Annotated in this window: 11 protein-coding genes; 4 read left to right on the top strand and 7 right to left on the bottom strand. The window is 53.4% G+C overall.

Translation table 11 applies throughout. The annotated features are described in order from the left end of the window. The first annotated feature begins 422 nt into the window (after positions 1 to 422). Positions 423 to 962 carry a CopD family protein gene (locus B051_RS0112990; RefSeq protein WP_018478641.1) on the top strand — a complete coding sequence of 180 codons (540 nt, stop codon included), beginning with the start codon at positions 423 to 425 and terminating at the stop codon, positions 960 to 962. A gap of 58 nt (positions 963 to 1020) precedes the next feature. Continuing rightward, a complete protein-coding gene (locus tag B051_RS0112985) occupies positions 1021 to 1674 on the top strand; it encodes a hypothetical protein (protein WP_018478640.1) in 654 nt (217 codons plus the stop codon). Between the two features lie 62 nt (positions 1675 to 1736). Here B051_RS0112985 and rluF read toward each other — a convergent pair whose 3' ends face one another. From rluF to B051_RS22475, 7 genes are all read right to left on the bottom strand, one after another. Next, positions 1737 to 2723, bottom strand: a complete 987-nt coding sequence (rluF, locus tag B051_RS0112980; RefSeq protein WP_018478639.1) for a 23S rRNA pseudouridine(2604) synthase RluF — start codon at positions 2721 to 2723, stop codon at positions 1737 to 1739. A gap of 188 nt (positions 2724 to 2911) precedes the next feature. After that, complete coding sequence (locus tag B051_RS0112975; protein WP_018478638.1) at positions 2912 to 3823, bottom strand: AEC family transporter; 912 nt, start codon at positions 3821 to 3823, stop codon at positions 2912 to 2914. A gap of 166 nt (positions 3824 to 3989) precedes the next feature. Beyond that, positions 3990 to 4919: a citrulline utilization hydrolase CtlX gene (gene ctlX / locus B051_RS0112970; protein ID WP_018478637.1), complete on the bottom strand. Its 930-nt coding sequence runs from the start codon at positions 4917 to 4919 to the stop codon at positions 3990 to 3992. An 859-nt stretch (positions 4920 to 5778) separates the two neighbouring features. Then, positions 5779 to 7557: an aminopeptidase P family protein gene (locus tag B051_RS0112965; RefSeq protein WP_026236382.1), complete on the bottom strand. Its 1779-nt coding sequence runs from the start codon at positions 7555 to 7557 to the stop codon at positions 5779 to 5781. 65 nt (positions 7558 to 7622) lie between these two features. Continuing rightward, a complete protein-coding gene (locus tag B051_RS0112960; protein WP_018478634.1) occupies positions 7623 to 8225 on the bottom strand; it encodes a short chain dehydrogenase in 603 nt (200 codons plus the stop codon). Positions 8226 to 8265: 40 nt separating this feature from the next. Then, on the bottom strand, positions 8266 to 9396 hold the full coding sequence (locus B051_RS0112955) for an OmpA family protein (RefSeq protein ID WP_018478633.1): 1131 nt from the start codon (positions 9394 to 9396) through the stop codon (positions 8266 to 8268). Between the two features lie 303 nt (positions 9397 to 9699). Next, complete coding sequence (locus B051_RS22475; protein WP_157578853.1) at positions 9700 to 10275, bottom strand: hypothetical protein; 576 nt, start codon at positions 10273 to 10275, stop codon at positions 9700 to 9702. A 990-nt stretch (positions 10276 to 11265) separates the two neighbouring features. Between B051_RS22475 and B051_RS0112940 the strand changes: the two genes are divergently transcribed. Beyond that, the gene (locus B051_RS0112940; RefSeq protein ID WP_018478630.1) at positions 11266 to 12510 is read left to right on the top strand and encodes an efflux RND transporter periplasmic adaptor subunit; all 1245 of its coding nucleotides are present in this window, start codon (positions 11266 to 11268) and stop codon (positions 12508 to 12510) included. 320 nt (positions 12511 to 12830) lie between these two features. Continuing rightward, positions 12831 to 14312 (top strand): TolC family protein, encoded by a 1482-nt coding sequence (locus tag B051_RS0112935; protein ID WP_033316870.1) that lies wholly within the window; start codon positions 12831 to 12833, stop codon positions 14310 to 14312. The last annotated feature ends 294 nt before the right edge of the window (positions 14313 to 14606 follow it).

The raw sequence follows: 14606 nt of genomic DNA, 5'->3' as shown, positions 1-14606 counted from the left end.
GGGTGTTAAGGCTATACCTATACATCTATTGTCATTCCGACGAAAGGAGGAATCTGTTACCCTACCCCCGCCGGTTCGAGCAAAGCGGGAATCGGCGGTTAAAGAAGCGACCCAGTCTGCACCTGGCATTATCTCCTCTGTTTCCTCCCTCGATGTCCTCAGAAAAGCCGCATCTGCGCTGGCGTTGGATGTGCGGCAGGTATGGTATGAGATTCCTCCTCTCGTCGGAATGACAGCATGTGTATTTATACCAATTCGGATTTGTGCAGAGGGTTCCCCTTCTCAGAGGGGCAGGGGTGCTTGGACCTGGTAAAGCAGAAGCATACATGCTACACGTTTTTCCTCTCATCCCAAACAACCTACAGCCACTACCCCTTTTGAACATTTACCGTTACCTTTGCAGAAACAGCACCTGATAGCCCATGAGCTTCTTCTACGTCAAAGCCCTGCACATCATTTTTGTGGTCACCTGGTTTGCCGGACTTTTCTACATCGTGCGCCTCTTCATTTATTTTGCCGAGGCGCAGGAGAAGCCGGAGCCGGAGCGCAGCATCCTGCAGCAGCAGTTCCACATCATGCAGAAGCGACTGTGGTATGGCATCACCTGGCCATCGGCGGTGCTCACGCTCATCTTCGGGCTTACCATGCTATACCTGTACGGCGGCGTTCCGGGCTGGCTGGTCTGGAAACTGGCCTTTGTGGTGGGGCTGTACGTGTACCATTTCCTCTGCCACCGCATCTTCCAACAGCAACAGCAGGGCATCCTCCGCTATACCTCCACGCAGCTGCGCATCTGGAACGAGGTGGCCACGGTTTTCCTCATCGCGATTGTGTTCCTGGTGGTGCTCAAGAACGCGCTCAGCATGGTGTGGGGCATCGTAGGGCTGCTGCTCTTCTCGGCGCTCCTCATGTTGGCCATCCGCATCTACAAGCGATTGCGTGAATCGGGGCAACAGCGCTGAGGCTCTGCCGCTTCGCGCTTTCCATCCGATTTTGTACCTTTGAGCAAATAGACATTACATGAAACAAGCCGCACTGAAGCCAAACGAGAGGGAACTGATAAAACTGATACGCTTTTTCAGCAAGCGTGCCGCAAGACTGATGGAGGAAGGCGAACTCAGCGCGGAGCATTCGCAACTGACCGCCGCCTGCGAAAACCTGGAGACGAAGTTGTTAGACCATGCCACCAATCGTACCGCCATCATGGACAAGCGGGAGCGCCTGCTCAACGTCATCGAGGACAATGCCCAGTGCCCCAAGTGCAACAAAGCCGATATGCTGAAGCGCACCGGGTCCACGACCAACGAGCACGGCTGGAAATGCAACACCTACAAGTGCCGCCGCTGCAACACCGGCTTCACCTGGAACCGACCGAACAACCCTTGGGACATGGTGGAGTTTCTGGAGATGTACATCGGGCAGTTGCAACTGGCCATGGCTGCGGAGCGCAACCCGGAAGTGATTGCGCATACCGAGGATGCCGTGGAGCAGATGCGGGACAGCCTGAACCGCCTGCGCCCGGTGCTGGCCACGTCAGACGAAGAAGTGGATGCTTTGCAGCAGAAGGAAAAGGAGATGGACAGGCTCATCCACCAGTTCAAGAACTACCTGCAGATAGAGAAAATCAAGCTGAACGTATACCCTGAGGAAGACTCCGAGTCAGAAGAGGTATAGCTGACCCAACAGGTATAGCAAGGCCGGTGCGGGAGGAGGAATCCCTGCACCGGCCTTTGCGTTTAGCGCCTTTTGCGACCGCCGCCCTTGGCGGCAGGTGCGTTGCGGCTGGCCCCTCTGGAACCCGCGCTGCTCTTGCTTCCCGACTTTTTAGCACCCGGCCCTTTGGAGGCGCCGCGCTGCCCCCTGCCCCCTTTGGAATCGCTGGCGCCAGTTTCTTTCCTCGGGGGTCTGCCGCCGGATGTGGCATTTTTACGGGCGGAAGAACTACTCTTTGTGTGGTTTGTGGCTGGTTTTTTCTTCGTCACCGAACCTTCTTCCGTCATCACAGAGTCGGCTACCATGCTGTGGAGCGTGGCGATTTCGGTTTCGGTCAGGGCCCGCCATTGGCCTAAGGGCAGCTTTGCCAGCGTGATGTTCATGATGCGGATGCGCTGCAGCGTCTGCACCTCGTAGCCCAACGCCTCGCACATGCGCCTGATTTGGCGGTTCATGCCCTGGGTCAGGATGATGCGGAACTTGGTCGGGCCCTCCTGCTCCACGAAGCACTTACGGGTGTTCACGCCCAGTATGGAAACGCCGTTGCCCATCCTCTCAATAAAATCCGGGGTGATGGGCTTATCTACGGTCACGATGTACTCTTTCTCGTGCTTATTGCCAGCCCGCAGGATTTTGTTGACGATATCGCCATTGTTGGTCAGGAAAATCAGCCCTTCCGAATCCTTATCGAGGCGGCCGATTGGGAAGATGCGCTCGGGATAGTTGACGAAGCGGATGATATTGTCGCGCTGCGAGAGGTCAGTGGTGGTCTCTATACCTACTGGTTTGTTCAGCGCCAGGTATACCGGCTCCACCTGGTTCCATTGCAGCGTCTTTCCATCCACCTGGATTTTGTCCTTGCCCGTCACCCGTGCCCCAACATCCGGTAGCTTGCTATTCACCAGCACCCTCCCCTGCTCTATCAGTTTGTCGGCTTCCCGGCGGGAGCAGATGCCTGCGTCACTGATGAATTTATTTAAGCGGATTCCGTCGGATGTGTGCTGTGCCATAAATTGGATTTCCGGCGCAAAACCTCTGCCGGTTAAAAGTTATACCTACAAAATAACGACAAAACTTCAGGAATAGCTATTTTCCTCCTTCCCCCGCCTTATGAAGTATGACCTGAGGCCTAACGCTCGGAGTGCTGAAACGCAGGCTATACCTTATGTGAGCTATGACTCTGAAAAAGGCGCACCAGCTACAGCCCGCGCACCAGCAGGTACCAGATGGCGAGCGTGATGAAGGAGAGCGGTATGCCGAAACCAACCATCATGGAGGCCAGGCGGGGCTTTAGGCCATAGGAGATTGCCACGATGGAGGCCGTAATCATGGGCGCCATACCTGCCTCCAATATGCTGATTTGCACGGTTCGCCCCCGCTCCCCCAGCACCAGCACGTACAGCGCATAGATGAGGGCCGGTGCCAGTATCAGCTGATACAACAGCCCCAGTAGCAGGAAACGCCAGTGCTTGCTGCGCCGCTCGATGCGCAGCTGCATGCCCACGCTCACCAGTGCTAGTGGCGTCACGGTGCCGCCCAGCCGGTTGAACACTTCCTTCACTTCATCGGGGAAGTGCAAATCGGCCACATTTAAAGCAAAGGCCACCACAAAGACCACGAAGGGAGGAAAGGTCAGGATTTTCTGGGTGATGGCCTTGAAATCAGGCTGTCCTTTGGAGAAGTACGCTGCCAAGGCAATCCCAAGCGTCGACACGACCACGAAGGTTCCCGGCAAGTCCACCAGTATCGCCGTCTGCAATCCCTCACGGCCATAAAGCGCCTCAATGATGGGGAAACCGACGAAGGAGGTATTGCCAAGTCCGGCGGTGAGGATGAGGCAACCCACCAGCTTTTTGGACCAGCCGTAGATTCGGCCCAGGGTATAGAAGAAGGCCGCCGCACCCGCAAAGCAAACCCAGGCCACGCCGACAGGCAGCAGCACCGTTCGGTCCAGTTCCACCTCAGGTATAGCGTAAAGCGCCAGCGCCGGCAGCGAGATGTAGATGATGAACTGGTTGAGAACGACAGGTGAATTGGCAGGGAAAGCAGGCACGCGGCGCAGCAGCACCCCAATTATCAGGCAAAGGAAAAGCAGGATGATACTACTCATGCAGGTGATACGAAGCGCAGGGGTTAAGGTAAGCTGTAAAGCTAAGTATAGGATAATCGGGTAAGGTCTGGAGAAGAAGTGACGATGTGCACCAGGTACTTCAAAGGCTCCGATTCGGAAGTATCTCCCCCTCCCGAATCGGGCTTTGAAAAGAAGAAGGCTATACCTATACCTTCTTGAACAGTTCGGCTATCATGCACCGGATGCTTCCGCCGCCCGCTTTTTCTATCATGTGAATGGGCAGGTACAGAATGTGCTCATTGTGCGCCTGCATCCTTTCCAACTGCTCCGGGCTAAGGCTTTCGTGGGCGGCCTTCGACATCACCAGGATGCGTTCGCCCTGCTGGTTCTCGACCTGCAGCATGTTGCCGGCGAAGTGCCTGTAGGTCTGCTCTCTGCTAATTTCAATAATCTCTTTTCCACTTCCGCTCAGGCTGTCGATGAGTTTTGCACGGTCTTTTTCTGCCACTACGCCTAGTGCTACAATGGCATAAGTATCCCCAACGCATAGCATCACGTTAGTATGATATATCAGCTCACCGGCAGGGCCATAGGCCTCAAACGTAAGGGCCCTATACCCCAGTTTATCGCAGAAATGCTGCAGTGCCACCAGGCTGTTGCGCGGCGACATGGCGGCATAGGCTATTTTATTCATCCGGTCGAGCACGAGGCTGCCCGTTCCCTCCAGAAAAACCGGCGTGTCCTGTTCCTCGAAAAACTCCAGCGGCACATGCTCTCCACACCCGCAGGCCTGCTTGATTTGAGTGATTACCTCCAGCCGCCGTTCATTACGCCGGCTGGGTGATGCCATGGGGTAGGTTACCAGATGCCCCTCTGCGTGCGTGGAAAACCAGTTGTTCGGAAAAACAGAGTCGGGTGTTCCTGCGTGCTCAGGGTCTTGTATAGTAATCACCTCCACTCCCAGGCTTCGCAGCTCGGCCACCGCATTCCTGAACTCCAGCAAGGCGATGTCCTGCACTTGGCCGGGCGTGAAGTCACGCAGCTCTTTCTGAAATGAGTTGGTGGCGGCCGCCTCGGGGTTGTAGCCAAAGCCCGTCGGCTCTATCATCAGGATGGCGCTGGTAGTCTGTTTCATCGGAATGGGATTTTGGTGCAAGTATACTAGGATTAGGGTGAAAGATAAAGATTACTTTTTGCCTTGTAGCTACAGCTTTTTCTGCTTTCAACCTTTTATTGTTGTATAGCTTCGCCTGGCCGGCGGGGCCTCACTTTTTGTCTTGACACAAAAAGTAAGCAAAAAAGTCAAGACGCTTTTGAACTCGCTGACCGCTCGAACAAAAAATCGTCATCCGCGCACCTGGCTGATGCCGCTGCTTCGTAGCTACAATGGAAGCTCTCCCCTTGAGGGGAGTAAGAGGGGTGTCAAGGCTATACCTGCCAGTGTTCGTGTACTACAGAGTTTATACCTTCTGAGAAGTAATGCAGAAAAGTTTCCCCTTCGAAGGGGGCAGGGGGATGTTCAATCGTTCCCGGTTCCCCTCTTGAGAGGGGCAGGGGTGTGTCAATCTATCGAGGATATAACCCTCAACAGCTACGGCACCGCCTCTGCCCCTCTCTGGCATTCCGACGAAAGGAGAAATCTCACGCCCTGCCTGCCGTACATCCAGCGCCAGCGCAAATGCGGCTTTTGTGAGGGCAACAAGGGAACAGAGGAAACGCCAGGTGCAGATTGGCTAACACGTTTCACCGCCGGTTCCCGCTGCGCGCGCACCGGCGGTGACTATTATAACAGATTCCTCCTTTCGTCGGAATGACAGTTTGGTTGACTAATCTGGCTGTATTCATGCAGGAGAGTCACCCTTTCGGAGGGGACAGGAGTGGTTGGACCAAGAACTGCTGAAATCCTAATCACCCAACCGCTCCTGGAACTCAAAAAAAAACCGGCTATACCTGACGAGTCAGGTATAGCCGGTTCATCAATAAGCAATCGATAACTAAATCGCCTTTGCCTTCTCCCTGAGCCAGTTCAAATCCTCCTCGTTCAGATGCGGACTGAGTTTGTCTACCACCAGTTGGTTGTAGTCGTTCAGCCATTGGATTTGGCGCTCTTCCAGCAGTTCCTTTTTCACGGGGGCCGTGTCTATCAGGGCGAGGGTGAGGTGCTCGAAGGTATAGAACTCGCCGAAGTCGTTGGTCTCGTCCGGCACGGTCAGCACGAGGTTCTCAATGCGGATGCCGTACTGCTCGGGACGGTATAGGCCAGGCTCCACGGACGTAATCATGCCCAGTTCTATATCCACAGGTATAGGGCTCGGGTTGAACGTGTGCGGACCTTCGTGCACGTTCAGGAAGAAGCCCACGCCGTGCCCAGTGCCGTGGCCGTAGTTGCGGGCGTGGTCCCAGAGGGGTTTGCGGGTGATGGCGTCAATCTGGTAGCCGCGCGTGCCTTTGGGAAAGCGGGCTGTGGCGCCGTCTATCATGCCTTTCAGCACCAGGGTATAGTCGGTTTTCTCCTCCTCGGTTAGGTTACCCAATGACACCACGCGGGTGATGTCGGTGGTGCCGGTGGTATACTGCCCACCGGAATCGAGCAGGAACAGGCCGTCGGCTTTCAGTTCCACATCACTTTCCGGTGTGGCCTTGTAATGTGGCAGGGCACCGTGCGCCTTGTAACCGGCAATGGTATCAAAGCTTTCGCCCACGAAGCCCTCCTGCTCCGCCCGGAACTCGCGCACTTTGTCAGCCACCGAAAGCTCCGTAATGGTCGTTTTGCCCAGGTTTTCTTCCAGCCATTTGAAGAAGCGCGTCAGGGCCACGCCGTCCTTCACCATGGTCTGGCGGGTGTGCGCCACCTCCACCTCGTTTTTGATGGCCTTGAAGAAAGTAGTCGGGTTGGTGTCCTGAATCACGCGCACCTCGGCCGGCAGCTGCTTGAAGAGGGCGTAGCAATTGCGTTTCGGGTCGATGAAGATAGAGGAATGCACCGGCAGCTCTGTCAGCACCTGCTCCACTTCATCATAGGGCTTCAGCTTCACGCCCGCCTGGAACAACTCCTGTCGGTCGTACTCGCTCAGCTTGTTCTCGTCGATGAAGAGCATGGCCACCTCCTGGCTGATGAGGGCGAAGCTCAGCACCACCGGGTTGCACTTCACGTCGGAGCCGCGTAGGTTGAAGAGCCAAGCCAAATCGTCGAGCGAGGAAATCAGGTGGTAATCGGCTCTCGCTTTCTGCAAGGCGGCACGCAAATTTGCCAGCTTTTGGGTGGTCAGTTTGCCGGTTGTCTCCTCTCCCAGCAGGAAGGCGGGCGCCGTAGGCAGGTCAGGCCGGTTCTCCCAAATCGGGTCGAGGAAATCGCGGTCGGAGACCATGGCTATACCTAGCGGCGCCAACTGCTGCTCCAGCAACTGCGCCAGCCCCACCGAAATCAGCTTCGCGTCATAGGCCACCACATCGCCCTGGCTCAAGCGCCCGGCCAGCCAGCCGATATATTCTGGATTGTGCTGCACCTGCAGTTTCACTAGCTCAAAGCCGCTGCCGGCCAGCTGCTCGTTGGCCTGAACAAAATAGCGGGCGTCGGTCCAGAGGCCAGCGAAATCCTGGGTAATCACCAGCGTGCCGGCCGAGCCGGTAAAGCCGGAGGCGAAGTAGATGCATTTGTAGCGCTCGGGCAGGTACTCACTGATGTGCGGGTCGGCCGAAGGGATGATGTAGGCGCTCACGCCCTGCTCCTGCATCTGCTGACGGATGGCTGCTAATCGTTCTTTATAGGTCATTTGCTCTGTCTCTTGGTGAAAGAGGCAAATTAAAGAAAGATGGGGAGAAATGCGCGCTGACGCGCTTAGAAGACCCGGATAATTTCGCCGGTGCGTATGCCTTCTATGCTCTTCACGTAGGCGTTCACCACCCGGTCCATGGGCACCGGATTGTGGCCCGGAAAGTAACTGCCGATGTTGTCCATGGAAGCCTCCACAATGCCTGGGCTCACGGCGTTGATGCGTATACCTTGCCGGAACAGCTCACCGGCCGCCCCTACCACAAAACCGTTGACGGCGCCGTTTACCGTGCTCAGCACCGTCCCCATTGCAATCGGGTCCTCGGACAGAATGCCGGAGGTGAGCGTAATGCTGCCGCCGGAGTTGATGTGCTTCTGCGCGATGAGCGCCAGGTTGATTTGGCCCATCATCTTGTTACGGATGCCTTCGTAGAACTGCTCTTCGGTGAGCTGCTCCAGCGGTGCCATCGGTCCCCCGCCGGCCGCCACGACCAGGGCATCCACCTGGCCCACCTGCTGGAACAGGCTTTTGATAGAATCTACACTGGTCATGTCCACCTGGAAGTCGCCGCTTTTGGAGCCTGCGGTCATCAGTTCATGCTTGTCTTTGAGCCTCCAGTAAATCCGTTTCCCGATGGTGCCGGTACCGCCTACTAATAGTATTTTCATTGTCAGAATAGTTTAAGAGTACGGATAAGGTATACGGTCCTTATCGTTGCCTGATATCGATTTCCACCCTTCTGTTACGCGCCCTGCTTTCCTCGGAGTCATTTTCCATTTTCGGCCTTTTCTCGCCATGGCCTTGGAAGGTGATTCTCTCCGGTTCAATCCCCTGCTGCAGCAGGTATAGCTGCACGGCCTGCGCCCGCTGCTCCGACAGCCGCTGGTTGTCCTCCTCCGAGCCCACATCGTCGGTATGCCCCTGCACCTCCACCACAGCCTCCGGCTTCGCCCGCAGAAAAGCTGCCAGGGAATCGAGCATGGGAAAGGCAGTTTCGAGAATCTGGGATTCGCCGGAGGAGAAATGCACATCACCGAGCGTGAGGGTGTTGCCGATGGCGAAAGAGGTGTTGACTGTTGTCGCCGAATCTGTAAGGGGTGAATCAGGTATAGAGGTTGCCTCTCTGGCTTCGGCTAGCGGAACCACGCTCAGGTTGTCGTAGCAGTAGTAGGTGCCTTTGGTTTTGTAGCCCTTGATGGTGTCTGATTCGGCTGGGTTCAGCTCGTCCAGTATGGCTTTGTTCGCCCCGATGAAATTGCCAATGGTGAGGTAGCGCTCCCCTCCTTTCGCTTTGTACACGCCGCTCACTATCGTCCAGGAGCTTTGGGAGGTGATAGCCTGCGCTGAGGCAGCCTTGAGCGACAGATAAGGTATAGCCGCACCGGTCAGAGTATGCTGCTCCTGCCCGTATACCTCCCGGGTGGCCGGCAACGGACGTTTGGTGAAATGCACGGTTACATCGCGAATAGGAGGCTCTGCTGCGGATGTCCGGATGGTATAGAGCGACACGAGGTACTCCCTGTTCTTTTTGAGTGGTTTGCGCAATTCCGCCTGCATGAGTTCGCTGGTGCCGGAACTGAACCACAGGCAAAAGCAAATCTCCCCGAATTGTATGGTAGAGACGCTCCGACCAGGTATAGCCGAGAGGTAGGGGTTGTAGTAAGGCGGGTACTGCATGACCTGGTTCTCACGGGAGGCGATATCAGGCGTTCCACTCACGCCTCTGAACCCAACCACACCGTTTTTTAGTGTCTCCAGACTTGGATTCTTGACCAGGTTCTGCGCCGTGGCCTGGCTGATGAGGTAACTGAAACAAAAGACTAGCAGCGCAGTTTTCATTTCAGGATTTACGGAACCGAAGTGGGGAAGGTAAAAGGAATTTTCGCTTAGCAGCTAGGGAGCTATGTAATGATTGAGTTATGGCAGGATGAATTAGGAGCAATTGCATTCAACGGCTCGGCTAAACGACAGCTTGAAGTAATACATGACTGCTGAATCATACAACTAAGCAGTATTAGAAAGTAACTGCCTTGTATAGTATAACTACCTGCTGACGTTTAGCTTTTGTTATGAGCTCGTATTTTCAATTATTAGATATGTCTTTTTGAAACCATGAAATGTTCCTGTGTAAAGGAAAATTTGTTATTGACATATTTCTCCATTCCGTTTCGCTTTGCTTTGTTTTATTATTGCAAGTGGAACAGTAACTACTAAAGGATAAACAAATAGGGCACTTCCTGCTACACCAACCCATGTTAATGTTTTATTGAAGCAGCGAGATGTGTCGTAGAGGGCACCATAGTTACTTTTAAAATCGTAGACCATGTTATTCCTGTTCACAAAAACATATAAGAATGTCTTACTTGTTGAGGTTTGACTAATTCCATTCATTGCAGATACTTGTCCTGCTCGAGTGTCACTTGCTGCAAGTATTCCACCGTTCCCATATATGGCAGCTCCACTTGTTGAGGCTCTAGCATAGCTAGCGGAATTTGCACTTGCAATAGTGGTTTGAGTAAATTTCTCATAAACTAATATTGAGCCACCAGCACCGTCATCTTCAGTTCTATCAGGCACACCTAAGTTTCTTAATATTTCGTTTTTAGATTTTCCTATTGTTTGCTGATGGACATTACCTGAATAACTATAACGAGTTGTATAACAGGATGATAGAGAAAAAATGGCAAGAATAATTAGGATGTAAAAGTTATATTTCATGATTGTGTTAAAATTCCCTACTCATTTGGCATTTCGGATTGAGCCCCGTTTTTTCTTGTGTTTACTGGACTACACTTTGTTTATAATAAATTTTTGTGTCAGCTTGAAATGACAATCAAGTTGAGTTACAGTAAAAGAAGGGGTTCATTTTATTTATGTTTAAACTTACTCATAACGGTCTTGTACAGGCAGCGGGTGATGCGTTAGCTGTTAAAATTCTTCTAAATGCTAAAGATTCTTATAAAGGCAGATATACAATAGACGTGTTAGCATAAATCAATAATAGCCTGATATAACATTATTTGGCCAAGTTAAGATTAACTAACTTTTGCAAAAGCATTGCTACTTTTTCTGGTTCATCGTTAAGGAGCTCGTAATACCTTTTCCTTATGATAGCATATTCTGTGCTACCTATACTATTAGTAAGAAATTAGGAGTAAAACTTACATATATACATAATTATATTTTCCTCGACCTGTTTCGTAACTCCTAAAATTTTCTTTTCAAGCAAGAAAGTATAATGGGTGCCAACAAATGCTCCTGCTTCAAGAATTTGAACGTTATCAAAAACATTAGACTTAATCATAGTACTTATGTATAAAGTTAAATCGAAGTCTAATGTGTTTCTCAGACTATTCATTGTAGTTAAATCCGTTCTTTATTCTGTTAGTTTAAGTTTTTGAAAATGTGATAATTTAAATTTAGCAACTGACTACCTGCTGGTAGGAGTACCTACTCCGTTTAGCCGCCTAATATGGCGGCTAAACGGAGCCAAATTAAAGAATATAATATATAGAAACAATATAATATATTAAAATTAAATACCTCGTGAACCTCCCCCTCCCAAAACCGCACAAACTGTTCACTATTGAACACCCACAAAAGCCTGAATTTCTAAATACCACAAGGCAACTATCTACAAATCAATAATATACAATATTGGCATCTAAATTGGATATACCCTCCCGAGCATAAACCAATTTAGAAACGATGGACCGTGAATTATCAGCCAGCGCCAGGCAAGCCCAGAAGCGGAAACGCATCTGGCAGATAGGTATAGCGGTAGCCCTGGTGGCCGCCGCTGTCTTTGGCTTCCGAAGCCTGATTACCCCCACCATTGAAAGAGCGACACTCCGTACCGCTCTGGTAGAGGAAGGGCCTGTCGTGGCCACCATCACGGCATCGGGAACGGTGGTGCCGGAGCACGAGTTAGTCATCACCTCCCCTATCCAGGCGCGCATCGAGCAGGTGGTGCACAACACTGGCGAGCAGGTGCAGCCCGGTGACCAGATTCTGCTCCTCGACAAAGCGTACACGCAACTGGCCTACGACAAACTGAAGGACGAGCAGGAACAGAGCCGCCACAAGACGGTGCAGCTCAACCTGAACCTCGAAAAGAAACTCAACTCGCTGGCCTCGCAGCTGGAGATAAAGCGCATGCGCGTCAAAAGCCTGCAGGCGCAGCTCGAAGACGAGCAGTACCTGCTCCGCATCGGAGGAGGCACGCAGGAGAGCGTGAAGCAGGCCGAGCTCAACCTGAAAATCGCGCAGCAGGAACTGGCCCAGATAGAGCGCGACATGGTGACTGAACGCCAGCTGCTGAAAGCCGATGAACAGGAGCTTCGCTATACCCTGGCCATGCAGAGCCGCTCCATTGAAGAGTTGGAACGCAAAATGCAACAAGCCGAAGTACGCGCCACGCAGCCCGGCGTCATCACGTGGGTGAAAAACGAGATTGGCAGCATCGTGAACACCGGCGACATCATCGCCCGCCTCGCCGACCTAAGCAGCTACAAGGTACAGGCCACCATTTCGGATGCCTTTGCCGAGCAGCTCAGCCCCGGCGGCAGCGCCACCATCCGCATCAACGACACCGACCTGAAGGGCACCATCGCCTCCATCAAACCGACGGTCGAGAACGGTACCGTTACCTTCTTCGTGGCGCTGGACGAGAAAGCCCACCAGCTGCTCCGCCCCAGTCTGCGCGTGGATGTGTACGTGAGCACCGCTGCCAGCCATAACACCCTGCGCGTGAAGAACGGCCCCTACTTCCGGAACACCAGCAAGCCGCAGGTTTTCGTGCTGCAGAACGGGGAACTGGTGCGGCGCGCAGCGAAAATCGGTGTGAGCAACGTGGATTTTGTGGAGTTAGAGAGTGGCGTGCAGCCCGGCGAGGAAGTCGTGATATCGGATATGACTGAGTACCAGCACGTCGAGAAGATAAAGGTGAAATGAGAATGGGAGGTTTGTCATCTCTCTGCCCCCTTCGAGGAGGACTCTCACCAGCATCCTCGCTTCTGTCATTTCGACAATAGGAGAAATCTGTTACGCTGCCTACCGCCTGTTCGAGCGCAGCGGGAACGGGTGGTGAAAAATGAGAGTCGGCTGCAGCAGGTGCCCGTAGAAAGCCGCGTTTGCGCTCCCGCTCAACTTGCGGCAAGAGGAGTATGGGATTTCTCCTATTGTCGAAATGACAGAAAGGACTAGAGTGAAAGAAAAGACAGAAGTGAAAGAATGACTGAAAGTGTCTGAATTGACATAACCCATATGAAACCATGGAAAAGCTATACCTTATTTGTTTGTTGTTTGTGATGCTGCTTCTGCCTCGCGTGCAGGGTATGGCACAGCCTGTTACCCGCACTTTGGGGCTGCAGGAGGTGATTGCCCTGGCGCAGGAGCAGTCGGCGGCGGCACGGCAGGCGGAGACCAGCCGCGAGAACAGCTACTGGCAGTGGCGCAGCTTCAAGTCTGACTACAAACCACAGCTCAGCCTGCAGGGAATCCTGCCCGATTTCAGCCGCACCATCAACCCCGTAACACAGCCTGACGGCACCACAGAATTCAAGCCCGTCTCCATCAACAACGCAGAACTGGGCCTGAGCCTGAGCCAGGTGGTGGGCCCCACGGGTGGACGTGTGTTCGTAACCTCACTCATGCAGCGCTTCGATGACTTTGACCGCGACCAGACCCGCTACAACGGCAATCCGGCCATTGTAGGTATAGAGCAGCCACTTTTCGCCTACAACAACCTGGCCTGGGCCAAAAAGATTGAGCCGCTCCGCTATCAGGAGTCGCAGCGCCAGTACCTGGAGGAGCGCGAGCAGGTAGCCGTAACCGCCACCAAACTCTACTTTGACCTGCTGCTGGCCCAGACCAACCACAGCATCGCCAGCCAAAACCAATCGAGCAACGACACGCTCTACCAGATTGCCAACGAGAAGTACAAGCTGGGACGCCTCTCCAAAAATGACCTGCTGCAGCTGCGCCTGGCTGTGCTGAACGCGGAGCTAGGTATGGCGCAGGCCGCACTCGACCAGCAGACGGCTGCCCTCGCCCTAAAAACCTATATCGGTATGAAAGACACGGACGCACTGCAGCTGCTGACGCCGGAAGGTATACCTGCCGGCACCGTGCAGGCGGACCTGGCGCTTGCCGAGGCGAAGAAGAACCGCAAGGAAAACCTTAACTTCAGCAGAAGGCTGCTGGAGGCGGAGAGCCTGGTCGCCAAAGCCAAAGGCGACAATGGCCTGAATGCTAGTCTCTTCGCCACCTTCGGCCTCACCAACCGCGGCGCCACCTTCACCGACATATACGACCGGCCCGAAAACCAGCAGCGCGCGCGCATCGGCTTCAACATGCCTATCATGGACTGGGGACGGCAGCGCTCTATCCACAAGGTGGCGGAGCTGAACCGGCAGTTGGTGCAGTACACTGTGGACCAGGAGGAGGCGAACTTCGAGCAGGCCGTGCTCACGCAGGTGAATCAGTACAATACCCTGAAGGCCCGCCTCAGCACCACCGCCGAAGCCGATGCCATCGCACAAGAGCGCTACGAAATCACCAAAAACACTTTTGTGATTGGCCGCATCAGCATCACCGATTTGAACATAGCACTAGCGGAGAAGGACCAGGCGCGGCGCGCGCACATCGCCTCACTCAGCGCCTTCTGGACCGCCCACTATACCTTGCGCCAGCTCACGCTCTATGATTTTGAGCAGCAGCAGGCGATATTATTAGAGACACAGGATATTAGATGAAGGACCATCCAACAATGGTGATTCCATACCTTCTCTGTCATTCCGACGAAAGGAGGAATCTGTTACCACAGCTGCCACCAGTTCGGGTGCAGCGGGAACGGGTGGTAAGAATACAGGTATAGCCGCATCTGCGCTGACGCTAGATTTGCAGCCTGTAGAGTATAAGATTTCTCCTTTCGTCGAAATGACAAAATGAGGGCTGAAATGATAACACGAGTAGTCGGAATGACAATAAGGAGCAATGTCAAATATAGCATAAACAAATTCAAGATATTTAGAACCAAGGCAATAAGA

Source organism: Pontibacter roseus DSM 17521 (assembly GCF_000373265.1).
Taxonomy (GTDB): domain Bacteria; phylum Bacteroidota; class Bacteroidia; order Cytophagales; family Hymenobacteraceae; genus Pontibacter; species Pontibacter roseus.
Note: the sequence above shows the minus strand (reverse complement) of the source record. Positions and strands in the feature narration are given on the sequence as shown.

What these genes read in the sequence shown, in the direction of transcription:
- B051_RS0112985 (WP_018478640.1), top strand. Translation starts at nt 1,021, where the DNA reads ATGAAACAAGCCGCACTGAAGCCAAACGAGAGGGAACTGATAAAACTG.
- B051_RS0112940 (WP_018478630.1), top strand. Translation starts at nt 11,266, where the DNA reads ATGGACCGTGAATTATCAGCCAGCGCCAGGCAAGCCCAGAAGCGGAAA.
- rluF (WP_018478639.1), bottom strand. Translation starts at nt 2,723, where the DNA reads ATGGCACAGCACACATCCGACGGAATCCGCTTAAATAAATTCATCAGT.
- B051_RS0112960 (WP_018478634.1), bottom strand. Translation starts at nt 8,225, where the DNA reads ATGAAAATACTATTAGTAGGCGGTACCGGCACCATCGGGAAACGGATT.
- B051_RS0112955 (WP_018478633.1), bottom strand. Translation starts at nt 9,396, where the DNA reads ATGAAAACTGCGCTGCTAGTCTTTTGTTTCAGTTACCTCATCAGCCAG.
- B051_RS0112965 (WP_026236382.1), bottom strand. Translation starts at nt 7,557, where the DNA reads ATGACCTATAAAGAACGATTAGCAGCCATCCGTCAGCAGATGCAGGAG.
- B051_RS0112990 (WP_018478641.1), top strand. Translation starts at nt 423, where the DNA reads ATGAGCTTCTTCTACGTCAAAGCCCTGCACATCATTTTTGTGGTCACC.
- B051_RS22475 (WP_157578853.1), bottom strand. Translation starts at nt 10,275, where the DNA reads ATGAAATATAACTTTTACATCCTAATTATTCTTGCCATTTTTTCTCTA.
- B051_RS0112975 (WP_018478638.1), bottom strand. Translation starts at nt 3,823, where the DNA reads ATGAGTAGTATCATCCTGCTTTTCCTTTGCCTGATAATTGGGGTGCTG.
- ctlX (WP_018478637.1), bottom strand. Translation starts at nt 4,919, where the DNA reads ATGAAACAGACTACCAGCGCCATCCTGATGATAGAGCCGACGGGCTTT.
- B051_RS0112935 (WP_033316870.1), top strand. Translation starts at nt 12,831, where the DNA reads ATGGAAAAGCTATACCTTATTTGTTTGTTGTTTGTGATGCTGCTTCTG.